This is a genomic window from Paraburkholderia dipogonis (assembly GCF_046027395.1).
Classification (GTDB): domain Bacteria; phylum Pseudomonadota; class Gammaproteobacteria; order Burkholderiales; family Burkholderiaceae; genus Paraburkholderia; species Paraburkholderia dipogonis_A.
Genome location: NZ_JAQQEG010000038.1, coordinates 15,233 through 29,651, shown reverse-complemented (window position 1 = coordinate 29,651; position 14,419 = coordinate 15,233). Strand labels below are relative to the sequence as shown.

16 protein-coding genes are annotated in these 14,419 nt (G+C 64.8%); 8 read left to right on the top strand and 8 right to left on the bottom strand.

Going from position 1 to position 14,419, the window contains the following annotated elements; all coding sequences use genetic code 11:
* The 3 genes from PQR32_RS31675 (at position 1) to panD (ending at position 2,348) form a co-directional block, all read left to right on the top strand.
* Positions 1–876, top strand: coding sequence for a segregation and condensation protein A (locus PQR32_RS31675; RefSeq protein WP_408236458.1), 876 nt, complete (start codon positions 1–3; stop codon positions 874–876).
* A gap of 201 nt (positions 877–1,077) precedes the next feature.
* A complete protein-coding gene (panC, locus tag PQR32_RS31670; protein WP_408236456.1) occupies positions 1,078–1,911 on the top strand; it encodes a pantoate--beta-alanine ligase in 834 nt (277 codons plus the stop codon).
* 50 nt (positions 1,912–1,961) lie between these two features.
* A complete protein-coding gene (gene panD, locus PQR32_RS31665) occupies positions 1,962–2,348 on the top strand; it encodes an aspartate 1-decarboxylase (protein WP_012432059.1) in 387 nt (128 codons plus the stop codon).
* 207 nt (positions 2,349–2,555) lie between these two features.
* Here panD and PQR32_RS31660 read toward each other — a convergent pair whose 3' ends face one another.
* Positions 2,556–3,194: a nucleotide-binding protein gene (locus PQR32_RS31660; protein ID WP_408236453.1), complete on the bottom strand. Its 639-nt coding sequence runs from the start codon at positions 3,192–3,194 to the stop codon at positions 2,556–2,558.
* Positions 3,195–3,415: 221 nt separating this feature from the next.
* Here PQR32_RS31660 and PQR32_RS31655 point away from each other — a divergent pair, with 221 nt between their 5' ends.
* A complete protein-coding gene (locus PQR32_RS31655; protein WP_408236450.1) occupies positions 3,416–3,835 on the top strand; it encodes a PaaI family thioesterase in 420 nt (139 codons plus the stop codon).
* Positions 3,836–4,159: 324 nt separating this feature from the next.
* On the opposite strand, the gene PQR32_RS31650 is transcribed toward PQR32_RS31655, so the two are convergent.
* Together PQR32_RS31650 and PQR32_RS31645 are read right to left on the bottom strand one after the other, a co-directional pair.
* Complete coding sequence (locus PQR32_RS31650; RefSeq protein ID WP_408236447.1) at positions 4,160–4,576, bottom strand: DoxX family protein; 417 nt, start codon at positions 4,574–4,576, stop codon at positions 4,160–4,162.
* A 143-nt stretch (positions 4,577–4,719) separates the two neighbouring features.
* Positions 4,720–6,180: a cobyric acid synthase gene (locus PQR32_RS31645; RefSeq protein WP_408236607.1), complete on the bottom strand. Its 1,461-nt coding sequence runs from the start codon at positions 6,178–6,180 to the stop codon at positions 4,720–4,722.
* 290 nt (positions 6,181–6,470) lie between these two features.
* Between PQR32_RS31645 and cobU the strand changes: the two genes are divergently transcribed.
* From cobU to PQR32_RS31625, 4 genes are all read left to right on the top strand, one after another.
* Positions 6,471–7,025: a bifunctional adenosylcobinamide kinase/adenosylcobinamide-phosphate guanylyltransferase gene (gene cobU, locus PQR32_RS31640; protein ID WP_408236444.1), complete on the top strand. Its 555-nt coding sequence runs from the start codon at positions 6,471–6,473 to the stop codon at positions 7,023–7,025.
* On the top strand, positions 7,025–7,960 hold the full coding sequence (gene cbiB / locus PQR32_RS31635) for an adenosylcobinamide-phosphate synthase CbiB (protein WP_408236604.1): 936 nt from the start codon (positions 7,025–7,027) through the stop codon (positions 7,958–7,960). Before cobU ends, cbiB begins: the two co-directional genes overlap by 1 nt.
* The gene (gene cobD / locus PQR32_RS31630; protein ID WP_408236441.1) at positions 7,953–9,005 is read left to right on the top strand and encodes a threonine-phosphate decarboxylase CobD; all 1,053 of its coding nucleotides are present in this window, start codon (positions 7,953–7,955) and stop codon (positions 9,003–9,005) included. The genes cbiB and cobD overlap by 8 nt, the downstream gene beginning before the upstream one ends.
* A gap of 67 nt (positions 9,006–9,072) precedes the next feature.
* Positions 9,073–9,984 (top strand): cobalamin-binding protein, encoded by a 912-nt coding sequence (locus tag PQR32_RS31625; protein WP_408236438.1) that lies wholly within the window; start codon positions 9,073–9,075, stop codon positions 9,982–9,984.
* Positions 9,985–10,011: 27 nt separating this feature from the next.
* Here the strand turns inward: PQR32_RS31625 and cobC are convergent, their stop codons facing one another.
* Genes cobC through PQR32_RS31600 form a run of 5 tightly spaced genes read right to left on the bottom strand, consistent with a single transcriptional unit; the run spans position 10,012 to position 14,391 of the window.
* Positions 10,012–10,602: an alpha-ribazole phosphatase gene (cobC, locus tag PQR32_RS31620; RefSeq protein ID WP_408236435.1), complete on the bottom strand. Its 591-nt coding sequence runs from the start codon at positions 10,600–10,602 to the stop codon at positions 10,012–10,014.
* Positions 10,587–11,363: an adenosylcobinamide-GDP ribazoletransferase gene (locus PQR32_RS31615; protein ID WP_408236432.1), complete on the bottom strand. Its 777-nt coding sequence runs from the start codon at positions 11,361–11,363 to the stop codon at positions 10,587–10,589. Before PQR32_RS31615 ends, cobC begins: the two co-directional genes overlap by 16 nt.
* Before the next feature lie 42 nt (positions 11,364–11,405).
* Positions 11,406–12,467 (bottom strand): nicotinate-nucleotide--dimethylbenzimidazole phosphoribosyltransferase, encoded by a 1,062-nt coding sequence (cobT, locus tag PQR32_RS31610; protein ID WP_408236429.1) that lies wholly within the window; start codon positions 12,465–12,467, stop codon positions 11,406–11,408.
* Between the two features lie 35 nt (positions 12,468–12,502).
* Positions 12,503–13,342, bottom strand: coding sequence for an ABC transporter ATP-binding protein (locus tag PQR32_RS31605; RefSeq protein WP_408236426.1), 840 nt, complete (start codon positions 13,340–13,342; stop codon positions 12,503–12,505).
* The gene (locus PQR32_RS31600) at positions 13,339–14,391 is read right to left on the bottom strand and encodes a FecCD family ABC transporter permease (protein ID WP_408236423.1); all 1,053 of its coding nucleotides are present in this window, start codon (positions 14,389–14,391) and stop codon (positions 13,339–13,341) included. The genes PQR32_RS31605 and PQR32_RS31600 overlap by 4 nt, the downstream gene beginning before the upstream one ends.
* Positions 14,392–14,419: the final 28 nt, after the last annotated feature.

Here is a 14,419-nt window from a genome sequence, read left to right as displayed (position 1 = left end):
GTGAGTCACGCCGACGAGGCCCACGGCGCACCGCCGGCCCCCGCCGACGCCGCGCTCGCCGCGCCCGCCACCGATTCGACACCGGACACCGTCGACGGCATTGCTTTTGCACGCCTGTACGGCGAGCCGCTCTTCAAGCTGCCGACGGATCTGTACATCCCGCCGGACGCGCTCGAGGTGTTTCTCGAGACGTTCGAAGGACCGCTGGATCTCTTGCTGTACCTGATCCGCAAGCAGAACTTCAACGTGCTCGACATCCCGATGGCGGACGTCACGGTGCAATACCTCGGCTACGTCGACCAGTTGCGCCAGACCAATCTCGAACTCGCGTCCGAGTATCTGCTCATGGCCGCGATGCTGATCGAGATCAAGTCGCGCATGCTGCTGCCGGTGAAGAAGGCCGACAGCGGCGAAGAAGCCGAGGATCCGCGCGCGGAACTCGTGCGGCGCCTGCTCGAATACGAGCAGATGAAGCTCGCCGCGCAACGCATCGACCAGTTGCCGCAACTCGGGCGCGATTTCCTGCGCGCCGAGGTCTACATCGAGCAAAGCATCACGCCGCGTTTTCCGGACGTGAACAGCGAAGACCTCCGCGCCGCGTGGGCCGATGTGATCAAGCGCGCCAAGCTGGTCCAGCATCACAAGATTTCGCGCGAAGAGCTGTCGGTGCGCGAGCACATGAGCTCGATCCTGCGGCAACTGCAGAACGCGCGCTTCATCGAGTTCTCCGACCTGTTCGACACGAGCAAGGGCGTGCCGGTGGTGGTGGTGAATTTCATCGCCGTGCTTGAGCTGTGCCGTGAATCACTCGTCGAAATCACCCAGGCGGAACCGTTCGCACCGATCTATGTGCGCCTCGCCTATCTGCCCGCCTGAAGCCCTCGGACGGGGCGGAATCCCGCCGGGCGCAATTCCGCTGCGCGGGAGAAGCGGCCTTTTTTCGGTGCGGCAGGCGCGCAAATCCACTACAATCCGGCGCTCCGAACCTGTCATTACCAGTGAGGCGGCGGGCCGCGCAACCCCAAGGGTTTTGCGTCCACCCGGTCTTGCGCCGCGCGAGGAAATCCCTGTCCGATCATGAAAGTCATCAGCTCGATCCATGAATTGCGCGACCAGTTGCGCGGCCAGAATCGCACTGCCTTTGTGCCGACCATGGGCAACCTGCACGAGGGCCATCTGTCGCTGATGCGCCTCGCGCGCCAGCACGGCGATCCGGTCGTGGCGAGCATCTTCGTCAACCGGCTGCAGTTCGGTCCGAACGAGGATTTCGACAAATACCCGCGCACGATGGAAGCGGACATCGAAAAACTCCAGAAGGAAAACGTCTACGTGCTGTTCGCGCCGACGGAAAGGGATTTGTATCCGGAGCCGCAGGAGTACCGCGTGCATCCGCCGCATGATCTGGGCGATATCCTCGAAGGCGAATTCCGGCCAGGGTTCTTCCAGGGCGTGTGCACGGTGGTGATGAAGCTGATGTCGTGCGTGCAGCCGCGCGTCGCCGTGTTCGGCAAGAAGGATTACCAGCAGTTGATGATCGTGCGCCGCATGTGCCACCAGTTCGCGCTGCCCACCGACATCATCGCCGCCGAAACCGTGCGTGATACCGACGGCCTCGCGCTCAGCTCGCGCAATCGCTATCTGCAAGCCGCCGAGCGCGCCGAGGCGCCGAAGCTGGCCGCCGAACTGAATCGCGTGCGCGACGCCGTGCTTTCCGGCGAGCGCGACTTCGCAAAGATCGAACAGGCGGCGATGGCGGCTCTCGCTGCACGCGGCTGGCAGCCGGATTACATCGCGGTGCGCAAGCGCTCGGATCTGCTGCCGCCGGGTCCGCAAGACGCGAACGCGGAACTGGTCGTGCTGGCCGCCGCCAAGCTCGGCGCCACTCGCCTTATCGACAACCTCGAAATCTGAAGCCGTCTTAGATAACGTAGACACGCTTAAGAAATCACACAGGATTGGTCATGCAACGCAACATGCTGAAGTCGAAGATCCACCGCGTCGCGGTCACGCACTGCGAGCTGCACTACGAGGGCTCGTGCGCGATCGACGAAGATTTGCTGGAAGCGGCGAACATCGTCGAAAACGAGCGGATCGACATCTGGAACATCAACAACGGCGAGCGTTTCTCGACCTATGCGATCAAGGGCGAACGCGGCAGCGGCATGATTTCGCTGAACGGTTCGGCCGCACGGCGCGCGCAGTTGGGCGATCTGGTGATCATCGCGGCGTTCGCAGTGGTGGACGAGGCGGAACTGAAGGCCGGCTGGAAGCCGGACCTGGTATTCGTGGACGACAACAACAAGATCAAGGGCAGCCGCGATCACGTGCCGACGCAGAACTGGACGTAAACGCCCTGTAGGTCCCTTGAGCGTTCGCTACGCTCGCCGCGCAGAGGTCCCGTTTGGCGGGCCACGGAGCGGGGGGCGTCAGACGCAGATCTGCACCGGAGCACCTCGTAGTCCACCGACGCGCGCACACCGTACGAAACCCCTGAAGATTTACAACGCGGGCTGCATCATCATGCAGCGGGCGGCACAGCCGCCTGCCCTGCCACTTCAACCCTTCTTGCTGGTGCCGTTAGTCCACTCGACGATCGGCTGCCACTGCTCCAGATCCTTCTCCACCCGGCTTTTCGCGACATCCCACAGGGTCAGCCCGTGGGCCGCCAGTTGCACGTAATTCTGCGTGTCGCGCAAGAAGCCCAGCACCGGCAGCTTCAAACCCTCGACAAAGCGATGCAGTTGTTCCGCCGAGCGCGTGCGCGCATCGACACGCATGCCGACCACGCCGATTTCGATCGCGCCCTTCCTGACCGCTTTCTCCTTGGCGAGCCGCTCGAGGAATTCCTGGGTGGCGAGAATATCGAACATGGACGGCTGGAGCGGCACGATCACCTTGTCGGCCAGATCCAGCGCGATACTCAGACGATTGCCGTGCAGCCCGGCTGGCGTGTCGATGACCGCGTGCTCCAACCCTTTGGGCGGTTTGGCGGGCGCGTCCTGATTGACTTCCCAGGTTTCGATGGCCGGTAGCGTATCGGGCCGCAGCGACAGCCACGCGTGCGCGGACTGCTGCTTGTCCAGGTCCGCCAGCGCGACCCATTCGCCGGCCGCGGCGAAATAGCCGGCCAGATTGGTCGACAGCGTGCTTTTACCCACGCCGCCCTTCGGATTCGCCACCACGATCACCGTCATGAATTCTCCCGGAAAGAAGGCTGGACGCCGCCAGCCGGTTTGCCGCGTATTTGCTCTGACATGCGCAAGTGTGCCCGCATTCGTGCCGGACTCGTGCCGGGTTCAGACCCACCTGTCGATCCAGCCGTTGATAATATCGACAAATGCACTTTGGCCGAAGCCCCCAAACGGGTAATTGACCGCCGTGCCCCGCCGATTTTTCCATCGAGGACCCGAATCTCATGAGCAAACTCCGCCCGGAATACACCGTCGAACGCCTCCACGAACGCCAGAAAGGCTCGCTGCCCGGCCTGCTGGGCGTGCATGTGCTGTCGTTGGAAGAAGGCGTCCTGACCGCGGAATTGACCGTGCGCAAGGAATTGCTCGCGCCGAACGGCTTTCTGCATGCCGCCACCGTGATCGGTCTCGCCGATACGGCCTGTGGCTACGCGTGCCTGGCGCATCTGCCGGAGACGGCGCGCAATTTCACGACCATCGAGCTGAAAAGCAACTTTCTCGGCACGGCGACGGAAGGGACGATTCGCGCGGTCGCGAAGGGCGTGCATCTTGGGCGTAGTACGCAGGTGTGGGACGCCACGGTCACCGATCCGAATGGCAGGACGATGGCGCTGTTTCGTTGCACGCAGATGGTGTTGTATTGAGTAGAGGGCGCAAGCGGAGCCCCTCACAGAAATTTGCGATCCCGAAAGCCGAAGTGATCTGCGCGACAAATGTCGTTTTCCAGCGAAGCCAGGCCGCCTCAGTTGACGTATTTGTCGCGCAGCGTCACCGCAATGACCCGTTTTGTCGCGCAGCAGCGAGGAACGGCCGGTACGAACGATCGCGGAGGCTGCCAGTAAAAGCAAAATCCCCCGAAACATATCGTTTCCGGGGGATTCTGAAGAAGCTGCTTCGGTTCTCCGACAGCCTTGTGAAACGACGGAGAGCCTTTCGCGCACATGCCCTTTACGTCGGAAGCAAAACCATCAAGCAGCCACCGCCCGCGGCGCCTTCACCCCATTAAACGCCAGCGCTCCGCCACCAAGCAGCGATTGCACCACCAGCGTCACCGCCCAGAACGCCGGATATTCCCAGCCGCCGTTCGGCGACGCGAAACCCCAGCCGTTATGCAGATGCTGCGACATCGCGCCGAGCATGAACGGCAGCAGCATCAGCGCGACCCAGCGGACCTGCACGCCGAGCAGCAGGGCAATGCCACCGAACAATTCGACGAACGCCGTTACATACCCGAGCCAACCCGGCAAACCGAGCGACACGAAGAACTGCGCCGTGCCGGGCAGTGTGAAGACGAAAATCTTCTGCAGACTGTGCGCGAGATACAGCACGCCCAAGGCGACGCGAAGGAGTAAAGCGGCCAGATCGGCGGAGCGGTTCGAGTTCATGACGAGATCCTTGTCGAGAGAGACGGTCCCAAGCGGCCGTCGATGTCGGAACTCTATTCGAACCATATGGCGTGAAAAATCGCCTTACAGGCTTTGATTATTTCCCAAAAGGATTTAATCGCCACCGCGCGCTCAACGTGAGGTCACCCAATCGCCGCAAACAGTTTCGGCAAATCGAGATGCTCCGCAAGCGTATCCGCGAGGCGGTCCAACGACGCCTCGCGCAACGCCGGGTAGTCGATTTCCTCGGCATCGGTCAAACCCGCCCACGCGAGCAACGCGGCGCACGCGGCCGGCGTGTCGAACAGACCGTGCACGTAAGTCGCGAGAATCTGGCCATCGGCGGAAATCGCGCCGTCGGGATGCGCCGTCTGCGCGTCGCCCAATCGCAGCGCGGGCGTGTCGAGCGCCGGGCCACGCGTCTCGCCCATATGAATCTCGTAGCCGGCCACTTCGGGCGAGCCTGGCAACGCCAAGCGTCCGGTCACGTTCTTCAGCGTCTTCTCGCGCGTGAGCACCGTCGAGTAATCAAGCCAGCCGAGCCCCGCCGACGTACCGGGCGCGCCCTCCACACCATGCGGATCGGCCACTTCGCGCCCGAGCATCTGCATGCCGCCGCAAATCCCGATCACGCGGCCGCCATAACGCAAATGCTTTTGCAACACCGCATCCCAACCTTGCGCGCGCAAAAACGCCAGGTCGCCGGGCACGTTTTTCGAGCCCGGCAGAATGATCAGATCAGCCGGCGGCACCGGCGTACCGCTTCGCACGTAATGAAAATCGACCTGCGGATGCGCGCGCAACGCGTCGAAATCCGTGTGATTGCTAATGTGCGGCAGCACCGGCACGACCACCCGCAGCATGCGCGCCGCGCCGCCGTTGTGCGCCGCGCGCAATTCGGGCGGCAGCATGTCTTCAGCGTCGAGCGTCAGGCCGTGCAGATAGGGAACGACGCCGAGCACCGGCTTGCCGGTCTTCGCTTCGAGCCAGTCCAAACCGGGCTTCAGCAAACTGACATCGCCGCGAAAACGGTTGATGATGAAACCGCGCACCCGCGCCTGCTCGCTCGCCGACAGGCACGCGAGCGTGCCGGTGAGATGCGCGAACACACCGCCGCGGTCGATATCGGCCACCAGCACGACCGGGCAATCGACCGCCTCCGCGAAGCCCATGTTGGCGATATCGCGATCACGCAAGTTGATCTCGGCCGGACTGCCCGCGCCTTCGACGAAAATCGTCTCGTACGCCGCCTGCAGACGCGCATACGATTGCAGCACCGCTTCAAACGCGACGGGTTTGTAGTCGTGATACGCACGCGCGTCGAGATTCATGCGCGCCTTGCCGTGGATGATCACTTGCGCGCCGCGATCGCTGGTCGGTTTGAGCAGCACCGGGTTCAGATCGGTGTGCGCGGCAATGCCCGCGGCGACCGCCTGCAAGGCCTGAGCGCGGCCGATCTCGCCGCCGTCCACCGTCACCGCGCTGTTGAGCGCCATATTCTGCGGCTTGAAAGGCGCGACCCGCACCCCGGCGCGGCGCGCGAGCCGGCACAGACCAGCGACCAGCGTGCTCTTGCCGGCATCGGACGTGGTGCCTTGGATCATCAGCGTGCCGCGCGGTACGGGTATGGCGTCAGGCGGGGTCGAAGTGGTGGTCACGGAATCTCGGGCTCGGCGGTGAACAGGTAATCAATTCAGGCAATGGATCGGGCAGTCAATCAGTCAGGCAGTCAGGCAGTCAGGCGGTCCGTGTCGGTCAGTCGGTCATGCAAATCCGACAATCAATGAGCCAACCGGCAACGCATCCTTCATGCAGCAGCGCAGCGTGTGGACCGCCTCGAACGCGGCATTATCCCATCGCGCCGGCCCGCGCTGCACGCCGGTACAATCACGCGATGACTCCCCGCGACCTCACCTTCGTTCTCGGCGGCGCCCGCTCAGGCAAGAGCATGCACGCCGAACAGCTTGCCAGCGACAGCGCCCTCCCCGTTACCTACATCGCCACCGCGCGCGTAACGGACGACGCCGAATTCCGCGCGCGCATCGTCCATCATCGCGAGCGGCGTCCGGCGCATTGGCAGTTGTTCGAAGCGGGCGTCGATCTTGCCGGCGCCGTGACGCAAAGCGACGCGCCCGGCCACTGCATCCTGATCGATTGCCTGACGTTGTGGCTCGCCAATCTGCTTTGTCCGCCGGAAGGCGAAGGCTTGCCGATCGATCAATATCACGCGCGCGTCGCCGCGCTCGAGGCGGCGCTCGTCAACGCGAAAGGCAAACTCATCGTGGTCAGCAACGAAATCGGTCTGGGCGTGGTGCCGCTCGGCGCCGCCACGCGTCTTTACGTCGATGAACTCGGGAGGCTCAATCAGCGCATCGCCGCGTTGAGCACTAAAGCCACGATGATGGTCGCCGGTTTGCCGCTCGCGCTGAAAATCGCGAGCCACGCGTGATGCTCTCGCTCCCGCTTCTCGTGACGCTGGCCACCGCGGGCGTCGTTGTCGACCGCTGGTTCGGCGAGCCGCGCACGGCGCATCCGCTGGTGGGCTTCGGCAAATGGGCGACGCGTCTGGAAAAGCGCTACAACACCGGCCGGCGCTTGCGGCTCAAAGGTCTGCTGGCGTGGTCGCTGGCAGTCATGCCGCCGGTGCTGGTCGCATGGTGCCTGGTCGCCGTGCTGCCGTTTTTTGCGGCCTGTGTGGTGCATGTCCTGCTGCTGTGGTTCGCGCTCGGCGCGCGCAGCCTGCACGATCACATCGCACCGATCGCCCACGCGTTGGCGCAGCGCGATCTTCCGCAAGCGCGCTTGCTGACCGCGCGCATCGTCTCACGCGAAACCTCGGATGCCGACGAAGGCGCGTTGTCGCGTGCCGCCGTCGAATCGACGCTCGAAAACGGCAACGACGCGATCTTCGGCGCGCTGTTCTGGTTCGCCATCGCGGGCGGTCCGGGCGCGCTCGCGTTTCGTCTCGCCAACACGCTCGACGCGATGTGGGGTTATCGCACGCCGCGCTATCTGCGCTACGGCTGGGCCGCCGCGCGTATCGACGACGTGCTCAACTGGATTCCCGCACGTCTGACCGCCGCCAGCTATGCGTTGCTCGGCGACACGCGCACCGCGTGGCGCTGCTGGCGCGAGCAGGCGCCGCGTTGGGACAGCCCGAACGCGGGACCGGTGATGGCCTCCGGCGCAGGCAGTCTGAACGTGTTGATCGGCGGCCCGGCGGTGTATCACGGCGCGCTCGAACACCGGCCGACGCTCGGCTTCGGGCATTCCGCGAAAGCCAGCCACATTACCGCCGCGTTGATGCTGGTCGAGCGCACGGTCATTCTGTGGCTCGCGGTGCTGATCGTGCTGGCGCTGTTGAGCGTGCCCTTTCATGGTTGAGCGAATGACCGGCCGCGTGAACGAAACGGGTGCCGCAATCGACGCAGTCGTGCACGGCGGCAATCTCCACGAAGCGGCCAGGCGCTATGACATTCCGTACGCACAATGGCTCGATCTGTCGACGGGTATCAATCCGCACGGCTACCCGGTCCCGCCGGTTCCCGCCGATGCCTGGCGCCGCCTGCCCGACGACGGCGACGATTTCGCCGCCTGCGCCGCGCGCTACTACGGCGCGCCCGATGCGGCGCATGTGCTGCCCGTCGCGGGCAGCCAGGCGGCGATTCGCGCGCTGCCCGCGCTGCTGCCGCGCGCATGCGTCGGCATCGCGCCGCTTACGTATAGCGAATACGCGCCTGCTTTCAAACGCAGCGGCCATGAAGTGATGCCGCTCGATGTCGCCTGGGAAACATTGCCCGAAGCGCTCATGCATGTGGTCGTCGTGAATCCGAACAATCCGACCGCCGCGCATCTGAGCGCCGCCAGGCTGCTGCACTGGCATGAACAATTGAGCGCACGTGGCGGCACGCTGTTGGTCGATGAGGCGTTCGCCGATACGATGCCGTCGGCGTCGCTCGCGGCGAGCACGCATCGTGATGGCTTGCTCGTGTTGCGCTCGCCGGGAAAATTCTTCGGCCTCGCCGGTGTGCGCGCGGGTTTCGTGCTCGGTGCGCCGGCGTTGCTCGCGCGTTTGCGCCACACGCTCGGCGCGTGGACGGTCAGTGGTCCGGCCCGTCACGCCGTCAAAGCCGCCTTCGCCGATGAAGCCTGGCAACAGCACATGCGCACTCGGCTCGATGCCGAAAGCGCGCGGCTCACCGACCTGTTGCACGCGCATGGTTTCGCCACACGCAGCACGCCGCTCTTCGCGTGGACCGACGACTCACGCGCCGCCGCTCTGAATGAAGCCCTCGCACGACGCGGCGTGTGGACGCGTCTGTTCACTTCGTCGGGCAGCGTTCGATTCGGCTTGCCTGCGAGCGAGGCCGAATGGACACGCTTCGAAGAGAGCTTGCACGAAGCCGTACGAGAGATCGATGCTACGTGAGCGGGCTGATTCAAAGAAGACGAAACCCTCACTCCCACAATAACTACGCGCCCCGCAGCCTCGCCCGATGAACCGACCCGTCCGCTTCACCCTCGCCACCGCGCTTTTCATCAACGCACTGCACGCGCATGCCGCAATCTCCGTCACCGATGACACCGGCGCAATCGTCACCCTGCCCGCTCCGGCGCAACGCGTCATCAGCCTCGCGCCGCACGTCACCGAATTGCTGTATGCCGCGGGCGGCCGCGCGAAAGTGGTCGGCGCCGTGTCATACAGCGACTATCCGCCCGAGGCAAAACAGTTGCCGCGCGTCGGCGATAACAAGGCGCTCGATCTCGAGCGCATCGTCGCGCTGAAGCCCGATCTGATCGTGGTGTGGCGGCATGGCAATGCGCAGCGTCAGCTCGATCGCCTGCGCGAGATGCACATTCCGTTGTTCTTCAGCGAGCCGCATCATCTCGACGACGTGGCCGTGTCGCTGACGAAGCTCGGACAACTATTAGGCACGTCATCGACGGCGGACGCTGCGGCGGCCGCCTATCGTCAGGACATCGCGAAACTGCGCAACCAGTATGCGAGCCGGCCACCCGTCAGCGTGTTCTATCAGGTCTGGGATCAACCGTTGATGACGCTCAACGGCGAGCACATGGTCAGCGACGTGATCGCGCTGTGCGGCGGCCGCAACGTGTTCGCCAAACTCGAACCGCTAGTGCCGACCGTCTCGACCGAAGCAGTGCTCGCAGCGAATCCCGAAGCGATCGTCACCGCAGCACCGGGCGCGACCAAACCCGACACCACCTTGCCGCAACTCGGCACATGGCGCGCATGGCCGAGCCTGACAGCGGTGGCAAACAACAATCTGTTTGCTATCGACGGCGATCTGATCAACCGTCCTGCGCCACGCATTGCGCAAGGCGCGAAGCAGATGTGCGAAGACCTCGAAGTGGCGCGCTCACGCCGGAAACCAGGCGCGCAGTAACGCGAGGGCAATCAGCCGCGACGCGCCTCACGCATTCCAGCGCACCAACGACCACTGCTGCGTTTCATCGTTTCTGCGCAACCAGACGATCCCGCTCATATCGAGCGACCATCGCAGACAGCGTTCCAGCGGCACGTCCAGCACGATCGACGCAATCGCCCGCATGACACCCGCATGCGTGACCACATAAGCCGGCGACAACTCACGCGTGAGCGCAAATGCATCGAGCCACGCACGCACCCGCGCGACGAACTGCGCGACGCTTTCGCCGCCATGCGCACGCGCGTGTTCGAAGTTGGCCGCCCAGTCGTCGAGTAATTCGCGATCGATGGCGTCCCAGCGTTGCGCTTCCCAATCGCCGAAGTTCATTTCCATCAGACGATCGTCGTGACTGATCACAGAGCCGAAGTCGTTAGCCAACTCGGCGGCGAGCGCCGAGCAACGCTTCAACGGACTCGACATCAGCACGCGTGGCGCCGGCACCTGCAAAGTCGCGAGCTTCAAGGCGAGTGTCGTCGACGACACCTCGGCATCTTCAGCTAGCGCCACGTCGCTGTGGCCGTAACACACGCCCTCATCGAGCGCGACCGCGGGATGACGAATCAGGACGATATCCATGCGAGCCCCACCAGGTAGATGCTCAATTCAAAAACTTGCTGCGCGAAGCCGAGGCAGTCGCCTGTATAACCGCCGATGCGTCTGACGAAATATCGGCCCATTGCCACGCGAAGTGCGAGCAGAACCACGACCGCCGAGCCCGCGAAGCGCCAGTCCGGCGCAGCGAGCCCGTCCGGCCACAGCAGCCACGGCAAACCGAATATCGCGGCGCAGATGAACGCACCGGCGCTCAGGCGCTGCGCCACCGGTTTGGCCTTGCCTTCGGCACGCACGTAGTCGAGCGTGGCCAGATAGCTGATCGCACAGGTACGGCTCGCCGCGTGGGCGGCAATCATCAGACTTGCGGCGCGCATCGGCGGCAATGCGGCGAGCGTTTGCCACTTCAACGCAAGCGCTATGACGAGCGCGATGGCGCCGAAAGCGCCGATGCGCGAGTCATGCATGATTCGCAATACATCTTCGCGCGTATAGGCGCCACCGAACGCATCGACGCAATCAGCGAGACCGTCCTCATGGAACGCGCCGGTCACGAGCAGCGACGCGGCCATCGACAACAGCACCGCCACGCCCGCGGGAAAAACGCGCAGCGCGGCGAGATAGACGAGCGCGCTCAATCCGCCGATCAATACGCCGACGAGCGGAAAATAACGCGCCGCCGCGTTCAGATAATGCGGCTCGTAGCCGACCCAGCGCGGCACGGGCACGCGCGTGAAATAGCCGAGCGCCGTGAAGAAATAGCGCAGTTCCGCGAGCGGATTCATGAGTGTGCCGGTCGAGCGTTTCTGTCTGAAGGATCAAGCGGATCATGCATCGCGATTCGCGACGCCGGCCGATTCGAAGCTCGCCATCTCGTTGATGAACGCCGTTGCCGCCCGCAACAGCGGCACCGCGAGTGCCGCGCCAGTGCCTTCGCCGAGACGCATGTCGAGCGATAGCAACGGCAGTGCGCCGAAATGATCGAGCATGCGACGATGCCCCGCTTCGTTCGACGCATGCGCGAACACGCAGTACTCACGCATGCTCGGTGCGAAGGCATCGGCGATCAGCAAGGCCGAGGTCGCGATGAAGCCGTCGACCAGAATCGTCATGCGTGCCTCGGCGGCCGCGAGATAGGCGCCTGCCATCATCGCGATCTCGAAGCCGCCGAAGGTGGCAAGCACGTCGAGCGGATCGTTGGACACCGGGTGACGCGCCAGCGCGGACGCCAGCACGTTGCGCTTCCTCGCGAGTCCCGCGTTGTCGAGACCCGTGCCGCGGCCGACGCATTCATCGATCGGCACTCGGCACAACCGGCTCATCAGACACGCGGCCGCCGACGTGTTCGCAATCCCCATCTCGCCGAAGCCGATCACATTGGTGCCGAGCGCCGCGTGATGCCGCACGCGCGCCGCGCCCGCCTGCATCGCGGCGAGTGCCTGGTCGTGGGTCATGGCCGGTTCGCGCGCGAAGTTGCGCGTGCCGGCCGCGACCGGAATGTCCACGAGGCCCACCGTCGACGGCAACGGCGTCGCGATGCCCGCGTTGACGACTTCGAGCTCGATGCCCGAGACGCGGCTCAACGCGTTGATCGCCGCGCCGCCTGCGAGGAAGTTGGCGACCATCTGCGCGGTCACCGCTTGCGGATAAGGGCTCACGCCCTCCTCGGCAACGCCGTGGTCGCCGGCGAAGACGATCATCGCCGGGCGCGTCACGGTGGGATGCGTCGTGCGCTGAATCAGGCCCATCTGACGCGCGAGCGTTTCGAGCCGGCCGAGACTGCCGGGCGGCTTCGTCTTGGTATCGATGATGTGCTGCAGTTCGTCACGCAGCGTTTGATCGAGCGGTTCGACTTCGGGCAGTCCGGGCAAGCGTGGCAATGAAGTCATGAGCGTGTCTGATAGAGGATGTTGGAATGAAGCGATCAGCTTGCCGGTGTGTCATGGCCGACAGGCGATTCGTGACGTGCGCGCGGCGCGGGAATCAGCGCCTCGTGTTCGCCGTCGCGAATCAGAAGCAACGGATAGCCGAATGCGCGGCTCGCCCGCGTGGGCGTCAACACGTCGTGCACTGGTCCGGCATACGCGCCGCCCGCGCCGTCGAGCAGCAGCGCATGCGTGGCGAAGCGGCGCGCGAGGTTCAGGTCGTGGCACGAAAACATCACTGTACGCCGAGGCTCGCGCGTCCACGCGGCCAATGCCTCGAGGCAGTCGATCTGATGATGCAGATCGAGATGCGACAACGGTTCGTCGAGCAATAGCAACGGCGTGTTCTGGCACAGCACCGCCGCTAGTGCCACGCGTTGCCGCTCGCCGCCCGAGAGCGACAGCACGTCACGCGCGGCGAATGCGGCGAGGCCCAACAGATCCAACGCCGCGTGTGCCGCTTCGCGATCGGCCTCGCGCTCCCAGCCCCAGCCGGTGAGATGCGGAAAGCGGTTGAGCATCACGATATCGAGCACGCTCGCGCTGAATGCGTCGGGCGCGCTTTGCGGCATCAGCGCGCGGCGTTGCGCGAGCGGCAGCGGCGGCCAGTCGGCGAGGCGCACGCCGTCGAGTTCGACATGTCCCGCCGACGGTTGCAACAAACCCGCGAGCGTGGAGAGCAGCGTCGTCTTGCCCGCGCCGTTCGGGCCGGCGATGCACCAGATCTCGCCTGCGTAGAAGGTATGCGTGAAGGCGTCGAGCAAAGTGCGCGCGCCGACACGCAAGGTCAAACGTTGCGCGCTGAGGACGGATTCGGAAACGGAGTGGGCTTGCATCATCGGCGCCTGCGCAAGAGCATCCACAGAAACACCGGCACGCCGATGATCGACGTGATCACTCCGACCGGCAACTGCGCCGGCGCGATCACGGTGCGCGCGATCAGGTCCGCGCCCATCACCGCGACACCGCCGCCGAGCGCCGCGGCCGGCAGCAGCATGCGCTGATCGTTACCGAACGCGAGCCGCAGCATGTGCGGCACGACCAGTCCGACAAAGCCGATGGTGCCCGCCGTCGTCACCGCAGCGGCCGCCGCGAGCGAGGCCACCAGATAGACCCGCAAACGCAGCGGCATCACCGCCACGCCCAACGCCTGCGCGGCGGCGTCGCCACGCAGCAGCACATTGAGACGCGGCGCGGCGGGCACGATCGCAATCAGCACGATGACGAGCGCGGCGAGCGCCGTCCAAGGCATCGTGCCACCGTTGAGGTCGCCGGTCAGCCAGAACAGCATGCCGCGCAAACGGTTGTCGGGCGCGAGGTTGAGCAGCAAGGTGATCAGCGCGCCCCAGCCCGCCGCGATCACCGCGCCGGTCAACAGCAAACGCGGCGACGTGTCCTGCGGCTCGCCGCGCCACAACTCGCGGCGCGCGAGGCCGAGCACCAGCAGGATCGACACGAATGCCCCGGCGAACGCGCTCGCGTCGACGATCCACCATGCGCAACCGGCAATCATCGCGACCAGCGCGAAGGTCGCCGCGCCGCCCGATACGCCCAACACATACGGTTCGGCCAGTGGATTACGCAACAGCACCTGCAGCAACGCGCCGGCCAACGCGAGCAACGCGCCGCAGGCGAAGCCGGCGACCGCGCGCGGCAGACGCAGCGTGCGGACGATCTCGGCGGCCAAGTCAGAAGAAGCGACCGACGACGCATGCGACGGCATCAGCGCAGCCAGCACGCGCATTGGCGCAAGCGATACGCTGCCGAGCGCGAGCGATGCCATCAACACCGTCAGCGCGATCACGGCGAGCGCGAGCCAGATCGCGGCCGCGCGCTTCGCGCTCATCACGCGCAGTGTCGCGGGCATCGAACTCGAGTGTCGGCTCATGTGTCGGCTCATCCGCGCAATCTCAACG

What these genes read in the sequence shown, in the direction of transcription:
- panC (WP_408236456.1), top strand. Translation starts at nt 1,078, where the DNA reads ATGAAAGTCATCAGCTCGATCCATGAATTGCGCGACCAGTTGCGCGGC.
- panD (WP_012432059.1), top strand. Translation starts at nt 1,962, where the DNA reads ATGCAACGCAACATGCTGAAGTCGAAGATCCACCGCGTCGCGGTCACG.
- PQR32_RS31660 (WP_408236453.1), bottom strand. Translation starts at nt 3,194, where the DNA reads ATGACGGTGATCGTGGTGGCGAATCCGAAGGGCGGCGTGGGTAAAAGC.
- PQR32_RS31655 (WP_408236450.1), top strand. Translation starts at nt 3,416, where the DNA reads ATGAGCAAACTCCGCCCGGAATACACCGTCGAACGCCTCCACGAACGC.
- PQR32_RS31650 (WP_408236447.1), bottom strand. Translation starts at nt 4,576, where the DNA reads ATGAACTCGAACCGCTCCGCCGATCTGGCCGCTTTACTCCTTCGCGTC.
- PQR32_RS31645 (WP_408236607.1), bottom strand. Translation starts at nt 6,180, where the DNA reads ATGATCCAAGGCACCACGTCCGATGCCGGCAAGAGCACGCTGGTCGCT.
- cobU (WP_408236444.1), top strand. Translation starts at nt 6,471, where the DNA reads ATGACTCCCCGCGACCTCACCTTCGTTCTCGGCGGCGCCCGCTCAGGC.
- cbiB (WP_408236604.1), top strand. Translation starts at nt 7,025, where the DNA reads ATGCTCTCGCTCCCGCTTCTCGTGACGCTGGCCACCGCGGGCGTCGTT.
- cobD (WP_408236441.1), top strand. Translation starts at nt 7,953, where the DNA reads ATGGTTGAGCGAATGACCGGCCGCGTGAACGAAACGGGTGCCGCAATC.
- PQR32_RS31625 (WP_408236438.1), top strand. Translation starts at nt 9,073, where the DNA reads ATGAACCGACCCGTCCGCTTCACCCTCGCCACCGCGCTTTTCATCAAC.
- cobC (WP_408236435.1), bottom strand. Translation starts at nt 10,602, where the DNA reads ATGGATATCGTCCTGATTCGTCATCCCGCGGTCGCGCTCGATGAGGGC.
- PQR32_RS31615 (WP_408236432.1), bottom strand. Translation starts at nt 11,363, where the DNA reads ATGAATCCGCTCGCGGAACTGCGCTATTTCTTCACGGCGCTCGGCTAT.
- cobT (WP_408236429.1), bottom strand. Translation starts at nt 12,467, where the DNA reads ATGACTTCATTGCCACGCTTGCCCGGACTGCCCGAAGTCGAACCGCTC.
- PQR32_RS31605 (WP_408236426.1), bottom strand. Translation starts at nt 13,342, where the DNA reads ATGATGCAAGCCCACTCCGTTTCCGAATCCGTCCTCAGCGCGCAACGT.
- PQR32_RS31600 (WP_408236423.1), bottom strand. Translation starts at nt 14,391, where the DNA reads ATGAGCCGACACTCGAGTTCGATGCCCGCGACACTGCGCGTGATGAGC.